11 protein-coding genes, 1 tRNA gene and 1 pseudogene are annotated in these 16,346 nt (G+C 64.5%); 9 read left to right on the top strand and 4 right to left on the bottom strand.

What is annotated here, in order from left to right:
- A partial coding sequence (locus tag BGN95_RS24705; protein ID WP_286774344.1) for a LysR family transcriptional regulator occupies nt 1–1,060 on the bottom strand: 1,060 nt, incomplete at its 3' end.
- Between the two features lie 201 nt (nt 1,061–1,261).
- Between BGN95_RS24705 and BGN95_RS24700 the strand changes: the two genes are divergently transcribed.
- Genes BGN95_RS24700 through BGN95_RS24685 form a run of 4 tightly spaced genes read left to right on the top strand, consistent with a single transcriptional unit; the run spans nt 1,262 to nt 4,314 of the window.
- Entirely contained in the window at nt 1,262–1,936 is a 675-nt protein-coding gene (locus BGN95_RS24700; protein ID WP_265312866.1) for a 4-carboxy-4-hydroxy-2-oxoadipate aldolase/oxaloacetate decarboxylase, read from the top strand.
- Entirely contained in the window at nt 1,929–2,990 is a 1,062-nt protein-coding gene (locus BGN95_RS24695) for a 4-oxalomesaconate tautomerase (protein WP_286774343.1), read from the top strand. The genes BGN95_RS24700 and BGN95_RS24695 overlap by 8 nt, the downstream gene beginning before the upstream one ends.
- Nucleotides 2,987–3,868, top strand: a complete 882-nt coding sequence (locus tag BGN95_RS24690) for an amidohydrolase family protein (protein ID WP_179511361.1) — start codon at nt 2,987–2,989, stop codon at nt 3,866–3,868. Before BGN95_RS24695 ends, BGN95_RS24690 begins: the two co-directional genes overlap by 4 nt.
- A gap of 53 nt (nt 3,869–3,921) precedes the next feature.
- Nucleotides 3,922–4,314 (top strand): DUF6306 domain-containing protein, encoded by a 393-nt coding sequence (locus BGN95_RS24685; RefSeq protein ID WP_286774342.1) that lies wholly within the window; start codon nt 3,922–3,924, stop codon nt 4,312–4,314.
- Nucleotides 4,315–4,322: 8 nt separating this feature from the next.
- Here BGN95_RS24685 and BGN95_RS24680 read toward each other — a convergent pair whose 3' ends face one another.
- Nucleotides 4,323–5,264, bottom strand: a complete 942-nt coding sequence (locus BGN95_RS24680; RefSeq protein ID WP_286774341.1) for an EAL domain-containing protein — start codon at nt 5,262–5,264, stop codon at nt 4,323–4,325.
- A 317-nt stretch (nt 5,265–5,581) separates the two neighbouring features.
- Between BGN95_RS24680 and BGN95_RS24675 the strand changes: the two genes are divergently transcribed.
- Entirely contained in the window at nt 5,582–7,261 is a 1,680-nt protein-coding gene (locus BGN95_RS24675; RefSeq protein ID WP_286774340.1) for a hypothetical protein, read from the top strand.
- Between the two features lie 49 nt (nt 7,262–7,310).
- Here BGN95_RS24675 and BGN95_RS24670 read toward each other — a convergent pair whose 3' ends face one another.
- Nucleotides 7,311–9,623 carry a TonB-dependent receptor gene (locus tag BGN95_RS24670; protein ID WP_179511364.1) on the bottom strand — a complete coding sequence of 771 codons (2,313 nt, stop codon included), beginning with the start codon at nt 9,621–9,623 and terminating at the stop codon, nt 7,311–7,313.
- A gap of 301 nt (nt 9,624–9,924) precedes the next feature.
- Between BGN95_RS24670 and BGN95_RS24665 the strand changes: the two genes are divergently transcribed.
- The 3 genes from BGN95_RS24665 (at nt 9,925) to BGN95_RS24655 (ending at nt 15,664) form a co-directional block, all read left to right on the top strand.
- Entirely contained in the window at nt 9,925–12,771 is a 2,847-nt protein-coding gene (locus tag BGN95_RS24665) for a M14 family zinc carboxypeptidase (RefSeq protein ID WP_286774339.1), read from the top strand.
- 25 nt (nt 12,772–12,796) lie between these two features.
- The gene (locus BGN95_RS24660) at nt 12,797–14,143 is read left to right on the top strand and encodes a metal-dependent hydrolase family protein (protein ID WP_286774338.1); all 1,347 of its coding nucleotides are present in this window, start codon (nt 12,797–12,799) and stop codon (nt 14,141–14,143) included.
- 345 nt (nt 14,144–14,488) lie between these two features.
- Nucleotides 14,489–15,664 (top strand): acyltransferase family protein, encoded by a 1,176-nt coding sequence (locus tag BGN95_RS24655; protein WP_286774337.1) that lies wholly within the window; start codon nt 14,489–14,491, stop codon nt 15,662–15,664.
- 32 nt (nt 15,665–15,696) lie between these two features.
- Here BGN95_RS24655 and BGN95_RS24650 read toward each other — a convergent pair.
- Nucleotides 15,697–15,772, bottom strand: a tRNA-Ala gene (locus BGN95_RS24650).
- A gap of 185 nt (nt 15,773–15,957) precedes the next feature.
- Between BGN95_RS24650 and BGN95_RS24645 the strand changes: the two are divergent.
- Nucleotides 15,958–16,346 (top strand): annotated as a pseudogene (locus BGN95_RS24645) (NADP-dependent oxidoreductase); the annotation flags it as partial.

Below are 16,346 nucleotides of genomic sequence, written 5' to 3'. Positions count from 1 at the left end.
CCCCCGCCGCAATCTCCAGCGCGACCTGATCGGGCGAGAGCAAGGTGAGCAGATCGCTTTCGCCGAGCAAGCCGCGGATCACCATCACCGACCCGCACGCGATCGGCGCGGGGGGCAGCGGGTGATCGTCGAACAGCCGGCGCCAATGCGCGTGAAGCGGGGTTTGCGGCGAGCCCACGACCCAGGGATAAGCCGCCAGCGCGGCGCGATCGGGAGCGGCGACCCCGGCGAGCGGGTGCCCGGCGCGCGCGATCACCGCGAGCCGGTCATCGAACAGGGCGCGCTGGGTCAGCCCCGGCGGCGGCGGATCGCGCAGCGCGCCGATCATCAGATCGATCACCCCGTCGCTGAGCGGATCGACCAATTCGCGCCACGATCCCTCGACCACCTCGACGGTCACCCCTGGCGCCTGACGCGTGAAGCGCGACAGCGCGCGCGGCAGCACCAGAGCGCGCGACAGCGGCATCGCGCCGATCGTGATCCGCCCGGTGCCCGCAGGATCGGCGGACAGCTCGGCGATCCCGGCGGCGATTTCGCGCTCGGCGAGGCGGATGCCGCGCGCAAAACGGCGGCCGTGCGCGGTCAGCGCGACCCCCCGCCCGCGACGCTCGATCAGCGGCAACCCGATCACCTGCTCCAGCTCGCGCGCGGCGCGGTGCAGCGCGGGTTGCGAGAGGCCGCTGGCGCGCGCGCCGCCGACGAAGCTTCCGGCGTCGGCAACGCGCAGGAAGGCATCGAGCTGGGTCGCGGTCATCAATTGCTCGGGGCGGGAGGAACCACGCCCGCCGTTCGTCGTCGCGCGGCTCGCCTCGGCCAGCAGCCGGAAGGCGGTCGCGGCGCGCGCCGCCATTTCCGCGCCGGCGCTGGTCGGGGTCAGCCCGCCGGGGTGGCGCTCGAACAATCGCGTGCCGAGCTGCGCCTCGAGCTTGGACAGCCCCTGCGTCAACGCGGGTTGCGAGAGCCCGACGCGCGCCGCCGCGGCGGAGAGCGTGCCCTGTTCGACGGCGGCCGAAAGCGCGCGCAAATGGCGCAGGTTGAGATCGAACGGGCGCAGGTTCATCGGATGACCTATATCAAATTCTTATATGCCATACATGCATTCGATTGGGCGGGGAGGGGGCGGCGCGGCTAGGTCTGGCCGATATTCAACTTAGTCGTCATGTCGGGCCTGACCCGGCATCCAGAGCCAAGAACGACGCCGCTTATGACTCTGGATGCCGGGTCAAGCCCGGCATGACGGTGCGTGGCGAAGGAGACATCAATGGCAGGCCGCGTCGTTCGCAATATCCCCCGCGCATCCGGCGCGGTGATCGACGGGTTGGCGCATGCCGGCGTCGCCACGGTGCACGAGGCGCAAGGGCGCATCGGCCTGCTCGCCAGCCGCTTGCGGCCGATCTATCCGGGCGCGCGCATCGCGGGGTCGGCGGTCACCATTTCGGCGCCGCCGGGCGACAATTGGATGGTGCATGTCGCGATCGAGCAATTGCAGCCCGGCGATATCCTCGTCCTCGCGCCGACCAGCCCTTGCGAAGACGGCTATTTCGGCGATCTGCTGGCGACCTCGGCGATGGCGCGGGGGTGTCGCGGGCTGGTGATCGACGCCGGGGTGCGCGACGTGCGCGATCTCACCGCGATGGGCTTCCCGGTCTGGTCGCGCGCGGTGTTCGCGCAAGGAACGGTCAAGGCGACGCTCGGCTCGGTCAATGTCCCGATCGTCTGCGCCGGGGCGGCGATCGAGGCGGGCGACGTGATCGTCGCCGACGATGACGGCGTGTGCGTCGTGCGCAATGCGGAGGCCGAGGCGGTGCTCGCCAAGGCGCAGGCGCGCGAGGCGGCGGAGGAGGGCAAGCGCAAGCGGCTCGCTGCCGGCGAACTCGGCCTCGATATCTACGATATGCGCGGCAAGCTGGCGGCGATGGGGCTGGTTTATGAATGACCTTGCCGGCGTCCGCTGCATGTGGATGCGCGGCGGCACCTCGAAGGGCGCCTTCTTCCTCGCCGACGATCTGCCAAGCGACGCCGCCGCGCGCGATGCCTTCCTGCTGCGGGTGATGGGATCGCCCGATCCGCGTCAGATCGACGGCATGGGGGGCGCCGATCCGCTGACGTCGAAGGTCGCGGTGGTTTCCCGCTCGACGCGGCCGGGGGTCGATGTCGACTATCTGTTCCTGCAGGTGTTCGTCGACCAGCCGATCGTCACCGACAGCCAGAATTGCGGCAATATGCTCGCCGGGGTTGCGCCCTTCGCGATCGAACGCGGGCTGGTCGCGGCGGCGGGCGAGGAGACCCGCGTCGCGATCTATATGGCCAATACCGGGCAGGTCGCGGTGGCGACGGTGCGCACGCCGGAAGGGCGGGTCGCCTATCACGGCGAGGCCGCGATCAGCGGGGTGCCGGGCACCGCCGCACCGATCCCGCTCGCGTTTCGCGATACCGCCGGATCGAGTTGCGGCGCGCTGCTGCCGACCGGCAACGGGGTGGACGAAATCGACGGTTTGGCCTGTACGCTGATCGATAACGGCATGCCGTGCGTCGTGCTCGCCGCCAGCGATGTCGGGGTGGCCGGATATGAGGATCGCGATACGCTCGACAATGATGCGGCGATGAAGGCGAAGGTGGAGGCGATCCGGCTCAAGGCCGGGCCGATGATGAACCTTGGTGACGTCACCGAAAAATCGGTGCCCAAGATGATGCTCGTCGCCGCCCCGCGGGAAGGCGGCGCGATCGCGGTGCGCTCGCTGATCCCGCATCGCGTTCATGCCTCGATCGGCGTGCTCGGCGCGGTAAGCGTGGCGACGGCGTGTCTGATCGAAGGATCGCCCGCGGCCGCGGTGGCGGTGGTGCCGGCGGGGGAAAACAAGACGCTGGGGGTCGAACACCCGAGCGGGGTCACCGAATGCGTGGTCTCGGTCGACGACAGCGGCGCGCCGGTCGAGGCGGGAATGCTGCGCACCGCGCGCAAGCTGATGGACGGGGAGGTATTCGCATGAGTATCGATCGCGAAGGGCGCATCCGCAGCTGGACGCTCGATCCCTCGCGCCCGCGCTATGCCCCGCCCGCCGGGGCGATCGACGCGCATTGCCATGTCTTTGGTCCGGCGGCGCAATTTCCGTTCAGCGCCAAGGCGAAATATCTGCCGCAGGATGCCGGGCCGGAGATGCTGTTCGCGCTGCGCGACCGGCTCGGCTTCGCGCGCAACGTGATCGTCCAGGCGAGCTGCCACGGCACTGACAATCGCGCGACGCTCGCTGCGATCGCGCAATCGGGCGGCGCGGCGCGCGGGGTGGCGGTGGTCGATCCGGCGATCGGCGAGGGCGAGCTTGCCGCGCTCCACGAGGGCGGGATTCGCGGCATCCGCTTCAATTTCCTCAAGCGGCTGGTCGACGATGCACCCAAGGACAAATTCCTCGAGGTGGCGCGGCGACTGCCCGCGGGGTGGCACGTCGTGGTCTATTTCGAGGCCGATATCCTTGCCGAGCTGCGCCCGTTCCTCGATGCGATCCCGGTCCCGCTGGTGATCGATCATATGGGGCGCCCGGATGTGCGACAGGGGCCCGACGGCGCCGATATGCGGGCGTTTCGCGCCTTGCTCGACTCGCGCGACGATATCCATTTCAAGGCGACCTGCCCCGATCGGCTCGATCCGGCCGGCGCGCCGTGGGACGATTTCGCGCGCGCGGTGGCGCCGCTCGTTGCCGATTATCCCGATCGCTGCTTGTGGGGCACCGACTGGCCGCATCCCAATATGCAGGATGCGATCCCCGACGACGGCGCGCTGGTCGATATGATCCCGCGCATCGCCCCCGACCCGGCGGCGCAGCGCAAGTTGCTGATCGACAATCCGATGCGGCTTTATTGGGCGGATTGACCCGAGGCACTATACCGGCCCGGTGAGCGGCGAGCCTTCATCCCCGGTCTGTTATGCGGCAGAGGGGCGGCGATGCCTATATGGGCTATGCCGGCCGCGACGAGATCGTCGCCGCGCTCAACGCGCTGCTCGAGGCGGAACGCGCCGGCGCGCGGGTCGCGCTGGCCAGTGCGAGGAACGCGGATCCCTTCTACACCATCACCCCGCCGCCCGATCGGCTGATATTCCTCAACCGCGGCCCATCCTGGATGGTGCGACGGCTGGAGGCGCTGATGCCGAGGGTGCGTGACGCCGATCTCCACGCCGATCTGCGCGCGATGCTCGACAGTCACCGGGAGAATATCGCGCGGGCAGAGGGCTATGCGCGACAAGGGCAGGTCCGTTCCACGCTGAGCTCGTCAAAGGTCGAACGGGGGACTCCCGACATCTACGGTCCGCCGACTTAATGCGCTGATCAACCAGCCGGAGGCGATGGGGCCGATTCATCGAGAGGTGGCGGGCGACGGCCGCCGCTGCGTCTTGAGCCGCCTGACCGCCGAGGCTTGTCGGCTGCTGCGGGTGCTTTCGGCGGCGCATCGCGGCGGAATCCCCCGACGATGACCTTCGCTTCCGCAGATATTCGCCAGTTGCGCCTGAATGATTCCGTATCGATGATCTCGGCTTTGCGGATCACCTCGCGTCGGGCCCGGTCTCGGGCGATATTATCGAGCACCTCCTCCTGCCCGCGCGGATGCGAGAAGAGAAAGCCCTGCGCGTGGCTGAATCCGGCAGCGCGAACCAGATCGAGCTGTTCGTGCGTCTCGACCCCTTCGGCGATGATATGAATGCCCAGCCGTTCCCCGAGCGCCGCGACCGCGGACAGGATTTCGCGGCTTTTGTAGTCATAGGGCGCGTGTGAAGCGAAGCAGCGGTCGAGCTTGATCGCGTCGAACGAGAAGCGCTGCAGGTTCCTCAGCGAGGAATAGCCCGAGCCGAAATCGTCGAGCGATAGCGAGACCCCGGCGTGGCGCAGGAGGCGCAATTGCTCGACCACCTCGCGCGTCGGGACGAGCATCGCATTTTCGGTGATTTCGAGGTGAAGACGCTCGGCGGGCAGATTATGTCGCGCGAGCGCGTCGAACGTCTGCGCGGCGAAGTCGCCCGCGAGCAACTGGTGCGGCGATACGTTGACCGCCACGGCGCAGCGATCGGCCCATTTGGCGGCGTCGCGGCATGCCCAATCGATGATCTTCCCGCCCAGTTCGACGATCCGCCCGGTCGTTTCCGCCACGTCGAACAGCGTCTCGACGTCGCACGGAATAGCCTGATCGGAGCCGCCCCAACGCAGCAGCGCTTCGCGCGCTGCGGTGCGGTCGTTGATCAGTGAATGGATATCCTGATAATTGAGCCGAAACATCTCTTCCTGTAAACCAAGGCGGAGAAATGCAGAAAGACGCTCGTTGCGCTGGAGTAGCGAAAATTCATCTGACATGTTCATGACATCGTCTCCCGAGTCGAACGGAGAATGACTGCAAATTTCGCCGATCCAAGGAGCAACAAAATTAGCGATTTTAATCTCGCGCTGCGCATCCGTCCGAATATTTCAACACCATATACTCTACGCGGGGCGGAAGCGTCGGCCCCGTCTCGTAGCTGTCAAAAAGCGTTAAATGAGGGGGTTAAAAGCGTTACACGTAAATGACGTGACCGACTTCAATTTATCTGGAGTATAGAGTGATGAGACCGGCTGAGGCGGAAGCGCAGCCCGATCCGAGCGATATCCGTGAAGCGTTGCGCCTCATCCATGAATCAGGGGTTTTGGGCGAAGGAAAGCTGTCGCTGCTGCTCGATTATCTGGTCGAGGAGGAGCTTGCTGGGCGCGGCGATCGTCTGAAAGGCTATTCGATCGCGCTCGACGTGTTCAAGCGCGGCGAGGATTTCGATCCGTCGATCGACAGCGTGGTGCGTGTCGAAATGCTGCGGCTGCGCAAGGCACTGGCGCAATATCATGCGCAGCCGGATCCGGCGGCGCGCGTCGTGATCAACCTCGCCAAGGGCAGCTATCGGCCGACCTTCAGCAAGAGGGCCGAGGCTGCGGCGCCCGAAAGAGCGGATCGCAAAGCCGCGCTAGGCGCCTTCTTCGCCGCGCGGCGGCTCGCGCTGGCCGGGCTGGCCCTCGTGCTGCTCGCGGCGCTGTCGATCGTCGTTTTCAAGCCGTTCCAGGCCGCCAAGGATTATCATTGTCTTCGGCCTTCGCTGGCGCTGCGGTCGAACGGATTCATGCCGGTTCGCGAGACCCAGTTTCAGGGTGTCTTCAGCAAGATTCTGCAGGCTTATCCTTTGGTGCTCACCGGCGCCGCGCCGAAGAGTTGCCCGGCAATGCAGCGCAGGCTCGAACTTACGCAGGTCTCCGAGCGCTCGCTGCAGGCGGCGCTATACCGCGCTGCCGAAACCAACCCTTATTGGGCGCAGACCTTCACGATCGATCGCGGCGACGTCGAGCTCGTAATGGCGAAAATCCTTTATCGTGTCGCGTCGCATGAAGGCGCGCTCGTCAAGGATATGCTGCGAGGCAAATGGGAAAATCAGCAGGCGAAGCAAGATTATGCCTGCCATGTGAACGGTTATTCGCATTTCATCAACCCGATGACCGACAACCCGGCTGACGATGTGGCGTGCCTGCGCGCGAGCATGAAGGAGAAGTCGCCTTTTGCCGATACGTACAGCACTTATGCGATCTTTGTTCAGCTGCGATATTATGACCAGACTCTGTACGGCAAGGCCGATCGCGAGAAGCTGCTCGCGGAATATCGGCAGGCGATGAACCGCGCGCTGGCGATCGACCCGACCGAATGCCTCGCGTTGGTCGCGCGCCTACGCGAATATCGTCGCGCCGTTCCGCCCGATCATGAGCGGCTTGCCGAAACGGTGGAAACGATCAACCGCTATTGCGTCGGCAATCCGTTCATGTCGAGCCACGTCGCGATGATCGAAGGCTATGTTTTCAACGATTGGGCCGCGTCGCGCAATCTTCTGGACCGGGCGATCGCCATTTCCGGGCTGAAGCATTGGTATTCGCATTCGCTGTTCGGCAATTTGCTCGTTGCCGGGAAATGGGCCGAGGCTCATGATAAAATCAAATGGTTTCAGTCAATTCTCAATCCGGTCGACGCGATCTGGCTTGTCGTGATCGGCAATCATGTCGGCGATCGGGCAATGACGGGTGAGGGGCTCGAATATCTGCGGCGGCGATCGATCCGCACCTACGAAGACGCGGAGAATTTCATCGGGAGGGCCGGATATCACCCCGATTTCGCCGGCAAGTTGCTGGACGAACTGTCCGACGTGCTCCCTCACGCGGGCGCGGCGAACAAGTCGGACGTAACAAAAATCCCCGCGTCGCCGCGGGGATGATCGGATTGCGAGGCAAAGGGACGGCGGTCGCCGCCGTCCCCCCACCGGATCAGAACGTCTTGCGCAGGTTGAGCCCGATCGTGCGCGGCCGCGCGGAGGTGACGCTGGTCAGCCCCACGCCGATCGCGCTCGACGAGGCGCGCGAGATCGCCAGCACATCGAACAGATTGTTGACGAAGATATAGGCGCCCCAATCGTTCGGCTTCTCGATGCCGATACGCGTGTTCACCAGCTCATAGCCGTTGATGTAGCGCGTATAGACGTAGCTCGGCCGGAAATCGGAATAATAGCCGCTGGAGTGGCTGAAATCGCCGCGGACCAGCCCGTTGACCTCGCCGAACAACGGCCATGTATATTGCGCGCCGACCCCGGCGGTGAATTTCGGCACATAGGGGATGCGATCCCCCGCGCGGCCGGAGCTCGCGGTGGCGAGATTGGCGGCAAGCTGATCCTCGGTCAGCTTGGCGGTCATATAAGTGGCGTTGCCGTTGATGCTCAGGCCATGGACCGGCTGGATCGAGGTTTCGAACTCCACGCCCTGCACGCGCGCCGCGGCGGCGTTGCCGATATAGGAGAAGGCGCCGTTCGGGGTGCGCTGGGTCACCTGCATGTTCGTCCAGTCGATACGGAACGCGTCGAGATTGACGATCAGCTTGTGGTTGAGCCACGAGGTCTTGAAGCCCGCCTCGTAATTCCACAGCGAGTCAGAGCGATAAGGCGTCAGCGACTGCGCCAGCCCGAGCACCTGATTGACCCCGCCGGGGCGGAAGCCCTGCGCCGCCTCGGCGTAGAACATGATGTCCGGCGTGATCTTGTACGAAGCGTTGGCCTTCACCACCGTGCCGTCCTCGCTCGACGACAGATAGGTCGGTGGGGTGAGCCGCGCGCCGACGAGGATCGACGGTACGTCGGTGTGGCCGACGACGTTCTTGGTATATTTGAAATAGCGCACGCCGCCGGTGATGTTCAGCCGCGAGGTGAGATCCCACGAAAGCTCGCCGAACGCCGCGACCTGCTTGAGCTGATCGTAGATGAAGCGGATCGTGTCGACCTCGGTCGGGATGACATAGCCGTTGAGCGGATTGACGTTGAGCTGCGGGTTGGCGACGTTGGTGCGGCGGCGCGAATAGAAGCCGCCGACCGTCCAGTGGATCGGCCCCTTGCTCGCCGAGCTGAGCCGCAGCTCCGCGGTCAGCGCGTTCAGATCCTGTTGCGGATAGAGCGAGCTGGTCGACTGGCCGGCGACGAACGCCTGATATTGCTTGAACGAGGTGATCGGGTTGAGGAACTGATCGGTGCAGCCGTTGGGCGCGCCGGTCGCGGTGAAGCAACGCGCATTATAGCCCGCCAGCGTGTTGGTCCCCTGGATGAAGCGCGACGTATCGCTCTGGCTGACGAGATTGCGCTCCATATAGGAGACGACGCCGGTCGCGATGACCGGCCCGAAATCGTAATTGCTCGTCAGGCTGTACAGCTTCACCTCGTCGCGCACGACCTGCCGGGTGCGGGAATCGGTCTTGTACTTGCCGCTCTCCAGCAGCCAGGTCGGCGTGTCGGTGGTCGATTTGTTGTAATAGGCTGCCGCGTCGATCGTCCATTGCTCGACCGGCTGGATGCGCAGCATCACGCGCCCGCCGTAGCTTTCCTCAGCGTTGATGTCCTTCACGCGCAGCCACGTGTTGTCGATATAGCCCGAATTGCGCTTGAAGAAGCCGACCGCGCGGAGCGCGACCTTCTGGTCGACGATCGGGACGTTGATCATCCCGTTCATTTCCTGGTTCGCGCCGCCGTGCTGCGTGCCGGAGAGGCTGCCGTCGAAATCGGCGCCCAGTTCGTAGCTCGGCTTCTTGTAGATGATGCGCAGCGTGCCGCCCATCGAGCCCGAGCCGTAGAGCGTGCCCTGCGGGCCGCGCAGCGCCTCGACGCGCTCGACGTCGAACAGGCGAAGCTCGGGGGTCGAGCCGCCCGCGTCGTTGCTCGCGCCCACCGTGCCGGTCACCGGGGTTTCGTCATAATAGACGCCGACGGTCGGCTCGCCGGTGGCCTGGATGCCGCGGATCACGACGCGGCGGTTGGAAGGGCCGCCGTCGACGAAGCTGAGGCTCGGCACCTGGCTGCGCAGGTCGGCGATATTCTGCACGCCCGAATTGGCGATCGTCTGCGCCGACACCGCCGAGATCGCAATCGGGGTTTCCTGCAGGCGCGTGTCGCGCTTCAGCGCGGTGACGACGATATCCGCATCGCTGCCGCCGGTCACGGGCTGCGCATTCTGCGCGAAGGCCGGGGCGGCGAGCCCGCTCAGGAAGGTGGCGGCAAGCAGCGCATGGCCCATCGCACGGCGCGGCTGGATAACGTCGGTCATCGGGTTCCCCTTATCTCGTCGCCGCCCGCCCGCATCGCTTGCATGTCGCCAGGTCGGGTAGGGCGGCGTTCATGTCCCCATCACGCGATTGAGCAGGATGTGTGCGTTCGTCAATAAGTTCGTCAACTAATTGTGCGTGGCGCGACGATTTGATGATCCACCCTTGCGCGCGGTGGTGTGATGTCGCACGATTAGCATGTGAAGTGATCCGTCGCCGCAAGCGACGGGTTTCTCATGAGAATATGTCGGGGTCGGCGCGGGAACGGGCATCTGCCGTGTCCGCGCGAACGGGAGGGAATTGATGAAGCGGGTTTTGACGGGCGCGTCGCTGATCGGCGTCGCGATGTCGCTGGCAAACGCGGCCGGCGCGCAGCAGCAGGCGCCAAAGCAACAGATGGATTCCGATTTCGCAGCGTCGGTGAAGCAATGGACGACGCGTCCCGAATTCATGACCCCGCTGGTCGATCATCTCCCGCTGTCGACGACGATTCCCTCGCCCAAGCAGGTTTTCGGCCACCATATCGGCGTGCCCAACGTGCTTCACAGCCAGGCGGAAATTAACGGCTATTTCCGCAAGCTCGCCGCCGCCGCGCCCGATCGCGTGCGGATCATCGAGATCGGCAAGACCAACGAGGGTCGCGACAATATCGTGGTGATGATCTCCGACGCGGAGAATATCGCCAGGCTCGATCAGTATAAGGCGAACCTAGCCAAACTGGCCGACCCGCGGCGCATCACCCCCGCGGAAGCGACGCGGATCATCGGCGAGACAAAGCCGATCTATCACGTCACCGCGGGGCTGCACTCGGCCGAGACCGGCCCGCCCGAAATGGTGATGGAACTGGCCTATCGCCTGCTCACCGAGGATAGTCCGCTAATCCGCCAGATCGGCAAGAACCTCGTCGTCGCGTTCACCCCGGTGCTCGAGGCGGACGGGCGCGATCGCTATCGCGACTGGTATTATCGCCACCTGATCGACGAAAAGGACGATCTGAACAAGCCGGCGAGCACGCCCTATTGGGGCAAGTACATCTATCACGACAATAATCGCGACATCAATTTCTCAGACCCGAGCGCGCGGGAAATGATGCAATATTATCTCGAATGGCATCCGCCGATCATGCACGAACTGCATGAATCGGTGCCGTTCCTCTATACGTACAGCGGACAGGCGCCGCAGAACCCCGATCTCGATCCGATCCTTTACGGCGAGCTGCCGTTCTATTCCAATTTCGAAATGTCGCAGCTCACCAAAATGGGGCTGCCGGGGGTGTGGACGCACGGCTTCGTCGACGCCTGGTCGCCGGGGTACGTCGGCTTCATGGCGTCGAACCATAACGGCATGCTGCGCATGTACGAAACGTTCGGCAACGCCGGCGCGACGACGATGCTGCGCCACGTCGATACCGGGGAGGTCGGCCCCGGCGCACGCGGCGGCAACCAGACCGCGCGCGACTGGTATCGCCCGTCACCTGCCTACAAGGAGGTGGAATGGTCGATGCGCAACAACACCAATTATATGGAAACCGGGGTGCTCACCGCGCTTCAGCTCGCCTCGACCTTCCCCGATGTGATCCTCGAGAATTTCTACAAGAAAAGCGCGAACGGGGTCGCGGCAGGCGCGGCCAAGGCACCCTATGCCTATATCATCCCGGCCAATCAGAGCGACCCGACGCGGGTGAAGTTCGTTGTCGATACCCTCCAGCTGCAGGGAATCGAGATCGGCAAGGCCAATGGCGCGATCAAGCTGGCCGACAAGAGCTATCCGGCGGGGTCGCTCGTCATCAAGCTCAACCAGCCCTACGGCCGGCTCGCCAAGACCCTGCTCAAGGTGCAGGACAATTATCCCGACGACGACATGACCACCTATGACGATGCGGCCTGGACGATGGGGCTGATGACCCACACCAATATCGTCCAGATCGCCGACAAGGCCGTGCTCGATGTGCCGACGACGCCGCTCGACCATTTCGTCGTCAACGGTGCGATCGGTGGCGCGGGGGCGGGGGGCTATGCGGTGCTCGACACCGGATCGGTCAATCTCGCGCAATTGCGTTTCCGGCTGAAGGACGTCGCGGTGCGCGTTGCCGAAAAGCCGTTCAAGGCGGGCGGGCGCGAGGTGCCGGCGGGGTCGTTGTTGATCCCGGCGAGTGCGGGCGGGCAGCTCAAGCCGCTGATCGAGGAACTCGGCCTCACCGCGGTCGCCGCGCCGGGCGATCCCGGCGTGCCGACCAACGACATGCCGATCCCGCGGGTCGCCTTGTTCAGCACCTGGGGGTCGACCCAGAGCGTCGGCTGGGTGCGCTATGCCTTCGATCAGTATAAGACGCCCTATGACCTGATCTTCAAGGAACAAGTCCGCGCGGGTGATCTGCGTGCAAAATATGACGTGATCATCCTGCCCGATCAGGGGCGGTCGCCGAAGGATGTGGTGTTCGATCTGCCGATGAAGGGCAAGCCCTTGCCCTATGACGCGTCGAAGGATTTCCCGACGATGGGGATGTACGGCTCATCGCCCGATATCCGCGGCGGAATGGGGCTCGAGGGGCTGGAGGAGCTGCGCAAGTTCGTTGCGGCGGGCGGGCTGCTCATCACCACCGGCAAGGCGAGCGGGGTGCCGGGCGGCTTCGGGCTGGTCGACGACGCGTCGGCCGGCGGGGTGAGCAAGGATTTCTACGCCCCAGGCCCGATCGTGAAAGCCAATGTGCTCCAACCGGCGAGCCCCTTGTTCTACGGCTATTCGCAAAAAACGATGCCGGTACGCTGGGCGAGCAACGTGCTGCTCGACGTGCCCAAGACCGCCAAACAATATGTGCTGATGGAATTCCCGGGCGGGAAGAAATCGGTGATGAGCGGATTCATGAAGGGCGCCGAGGAGGTCAAGGACCGTCCTGCGATCGTCAATATGCCGGTCGGCGCTGGGCGGGTAGTGATGTTCGCCACCAACCCGATCTGGCGCTGGCAGAACCTCGGCGAATATCGGATGCTTTATAACGCAATGCTCAACTGGAAGGCGTTGGGCGGGGCGAACAACCTGGCGCCGGTCAAGCCCGACGAGGGCGCGCCCTTGGGCAAGACGCCGCGGGTCGACGACGGCTCGAAGCCGACCGGGCTCACCGGCTCCGACGACACCGGCACGCCGAACTGAACGACTTGGGGGACAGAGGAAGATCATGAAAACGAAGACGATTGCGCTGGCCGTGGCGGCCGCGCTGCTGGGGGTGTCGGGTCAGGCGCTGGCGCAGGCGGATAGCGTGCTCGCGCCCAAGGCGGAGAAGGCCCCCGATCGCTGGACGATCATCCACGCCGGTACGTTGATGGCCGAGGCCGGCAAGCCGGTGGCGAAGGATGCCAGCATCATCGTCAAGAACGACAGGATCGAGGCGGTGCGCCCCGGCTTCGTCGGCGCGGAGGCGATCGGCAACGGCGTTACCGCGGCCAATGTCGCGATCGTCGAATTGCGCGACAAATTCGTCATGGCCGGGCTAATCGACGCGCATGTCCATGTCGGCGCGGGCGATCTGACCGCGGCACTGCGCAACGCGCGCGAGAAGGTGATGGGCGGGGCGACCATCGTGCGCGACGCGGGCGGCACCCCCGAAATCATCTTCCCGCTGCGCGATGCGATCAACAAGGGGCTGGTGGTCGGGCCGCGCATCCTCGCCTCGGGCGCGCCGATCACCACCACGGGCGGGCACGGCGATTTCCGCAACGGCAATTTCCAGGCCTCGCTCCAGCCGCCGGCCTTCTCCAGCGGCGTGTGCGACGGCGACGGCGAATGCGCCAAGGTGACGCGGCGGCAGATCCAGCTCGGCGCGGATCAGATCAAGATCATCGATACCGCGGGCGTGGTCGACGACAGCTATACCGGGCTCGACCAGCAATTCACCGATGCCGAGCTCCACGCGATCGTCGACGCCGCGCATCTGATGAAGCGCAAGGTGATGGCCCACGCGATCGGCGCCGAGGGGATCAAGGCCGCGGTGCGCGCCGGTGTCGATTCGATCGAGCACGGCAATTATCTCGACGACGAGGGCGCCAAATTGATGAAGGCGCACGGCACCTATCTGGTGCCGACGCTCGAAGCGCCGACAGATGTGCTGCGCCGCGTGCGCAACCCCAAGCCGGGCGATCGCCCGATCAGCGAGAATACCCGCATGAAGGTGCTCGGCATGCCCGAGGCGCAGCCCGACGGGATCGGCCGGCAGGTCAAGGTCGCGTTGCGCAACGGCGTGACGCTCGCGGTCGGCACCGATTTCGGCGGGACGCCGGGCGACGAGATGGTGCTGATGGTGCGCCAGGGCGGGATGAGCTCGGCCGCGGCCTTGCGCGCGGTGACGCTGACCAACGCCGAACTGCTTGGCATCTCCGCCAAGGCGGGGACGATCGAGCCGGGGAAATCGGCCGATATCGTCGCGTTCGACGGCAATCCGATCGATCAGATCGAGGCGTCGACCCGCGTGGTCTACGTCATGTCGCAGGGGCATCAGTTCAAGGCGCCGGGCTTTCAGCTTCCGTAAAAGCGCCGCGGCGCGGTGCGATTGTAAAACTCTGTATGAATCTGCCAGCATCATCTGCACTCGATGTGAGATTATCGGGTGCGGATGATCTGCCGTGGAAGGTGGCAACCAGTTTGCCATCAGCTTCAATCATAACGTAAAAAACTTCATCGATATTACTGCACGCGCTGTCCGGCTCCGGCCGCGGAGGCGAGGTGGCGCGATTTCCGGCTTATTCGGAGCCCGTGGAGCGGCTTGCAATCGGCCTTGCGGTTGCCAGTCTGCGGACCGTGCAAGAAACGTTGCGACCCGCCGCCATCGCTCTGTTGGTGACCATTCGGACCCGGCGCCAATGGGGCGAGGGAGGTGGCGCCGCTCTCGCGTCGCGCGGGTCGCCTCGACGACATGTGTCCCAAAACGGATCAGTCGCTACGCGACGGCCATTCCGAAGTTGCGTTGCGCGACGAAATATCGGCACGGGAAATTAAGTATAGATTAACCAAAAAGGTCAGCATGCGATACAGCCCAAGTCTGGACGGCTTGCGCGCCGTGGCGGTGGCGCTCGTCATGGCTTCGCATTTCACCTGGGGGCGTTTGCCCGGCGGATGGGTGGGCGTCACCCTGTTTTTCGTACTCAGCGGATATCTGATCACGAAGATCCTGGTGCAAGAATTGGACAGCACCGGGACGCTGAATCTCCAGCGCTTCTATCTTAAACGATTTCTGCGTCTGTCGCCTGCGCTTGCCCTTGTGCTGGCGGCATCGCTGGTGATCGCGATATTGACCGCGAAGCTGGACAGCGCGGTGGAAGCGGCGTTGTTCGCTGGTAGTTATACGATGAACTTCAACCGCGCATTCGGTTTGGGGGAGGAAGGCGCGCTCGGTCACACATGGTCGCTGGCGATCGAGGAGCAATTCTATCTGCTATGGCCGCTGATGCTGCTTTTCGTCGTCAAACGGCGGCGTATCCGTCTGCTGCTCACGGCGATTTCGATCATCGTTGCGTGGCGGTTCTACCTGATTGTCGACGGTGCAGAGGTTCAACGTATCTATAACGGCTTCGACACACGAGCGGACGCGTTGCTGGTCGGCTGCCTTCTGGCGTTGGTCGAAAAGTCGATCCCGTATCGCGCGTGGATGCCTTATGTCGCGATCGTGACCCTGTTCGGATGCTATATCGCGCTGAAGGCCGACGCGAGTTTCATCTGGGCTGGCGGGCTCTTCGCCGCGACGCTGGCATCGGCGGCGCTGATCAAGTTCACGGTGGTGGACGGCTGGGCGCGCGTTTTCCTCACGTTCAAGCCCTTCGTGTTCGTCGGCAAATTGTCCTACGGCCTGTACCTCTGGCACTATATGCTGCTCATATCGGCGATCCGGTTTCAGCAGGATGACAACCGGGTGCTGTACGTAACCGCGGTAGCCGTCGTTTCGATCGGCCTGGCAATCGCGAGTTATTTCCTGGTCGAGCTGCCCTTCAACAAGCTCAAGGATCGGATCGGCCGGCGGCCGCGCACCGGAGCGGCAGCAGAATTGCCTGCGTAGCGAAGCGGTTTGCGATTTTCGAAGGTTCCGGGTGGTGGAGCCGAGGGGAATCGAACCCCTGACCTCTGCAGTGCGATTGCAGCGCTCTCCCATCTGAGCTACGGCCCCGCCCGGTGCCCCGGCATCGCCGGGAGCGACGCCATTAGCGGCCTCTGTCGGGCGATGCAACGCCCTCATGCAACAAATCTGAACTTTGTCCGCGCGGGCCGTGTCGCAGGCGATCGAGCCCCCTTGTTTTTATTGCCCACCGCACCATACCTTCGCTTCGAACAAGGCGATAGAGGAGGAGAGCGATGGCACGTGCCTGGACTTTGAAATCACGCCCGGCGGGAATGCCGGAGGACGATAATTTCGCGTTGATCGACGTGCCTTCGGCGCCGCTCGGCGCGGGGCAGGTGCGCGTCGCCAACCGCTGGCTGTCGGTCGATCCCTATATGCGCGGCCGGATGAACGACGTGAAAAGCTACGTCCCGCCGTTCGCGTTGGGCGAGCCGATGCAGGGCGGCGCGATCGGCGAGGTGGTCGAAAGCAACAGCCCCGATCTCCCGGTCGGCGCCAAGGTGCAGCATATGCTTGGCTGGCGCGAGGAAGCGGTGCTCGACGCCGCCGAGGCGCAGCAGCTGCCCGCGCTGGGGGTCGAGGATCAGGCCTATCTCGGTCAGCTTGGCATGCCCGGGATGAC

It is taken from the genome of Sphingomonas sp. 66-10, from assembly GCF_001897045.1.
In the GTDB taxonomy this organism is placed as follows: Bacteria; Pseudomonadota; Alphaproteobacteria; order Sphingomonadales; family Sphingomonadaceae; genus Sphingomonas; species Sphingomonas lycopersici.
The sequence above is the reverse complement of the archived record's forward strand: the minus strand, read 5'-3'. Positions and strand labels throughout refer to the sequence as shown.

What these genes read in the sequence shown, in the direction of transcription:
- BGN95_RS24665 (WP_286774339.1), top strand. Translation starts at nt 9,925, where the DNA reads ATGAAGCGGGTTTTGACGGGCGCGTCGCTGATCGGCGTCGCGATGTCG.
- BGN95_RS24695 (WP_286774343.1), top strand. Translation starts at nt 1,929, where the DNA reads ATGAATGACCTTGCCGGCGTCCGCTGCATGTGGATGCGCGGCGGCACC.
- BGN95_RS24660 (WP_286774338.1), top strand. Translation starts at nt 12,797, where the DNA reads ATGAAAACGAAGACGATTGCGCTGGCCGTGGCGGCCGCGCTGCTGGGG.
- BGN95_RS24690 (WP_179511361.1), top strand. Translation starts at nt 2,987, where the DNA reads ATGAGTATCGATCGCGAAGGGCGCATCCGCAGCTGGACGCTCGATCCC.
- BGN95_RS24680 (WP_286774341.1), bottom strand. Translation starts at nt 5,264, where the DNA reads ATGTTTCGGCTCAATTATCAGGATATCCATTCACTGATCAACGACCGC.
- BGN95_RS24685 (WP_286774342.1), top strand. Translation starts at nt 3,922, where the DNA reads ATGCGGCAGAGGGGCGGCGATGCCTATATGGGCTATGCCGGCCGCGAC.
- BGN95_RS24670 (WP_179511364.1), bottom strand. Translation starts at nt 9,623, where the DNA reads ATGACCGACGTTATCCAGCCGCGCCGTGCGATGGGCCATGCGCTGCTT.
- BGN95_RS24700 (WP_265312866.1), top strand. Translation starts at nt 1,262, where the DNA reads ATGGCAGGCCGCGTCGTTCGCAATATCCCCCGCGCATCCGGCGCGGTG.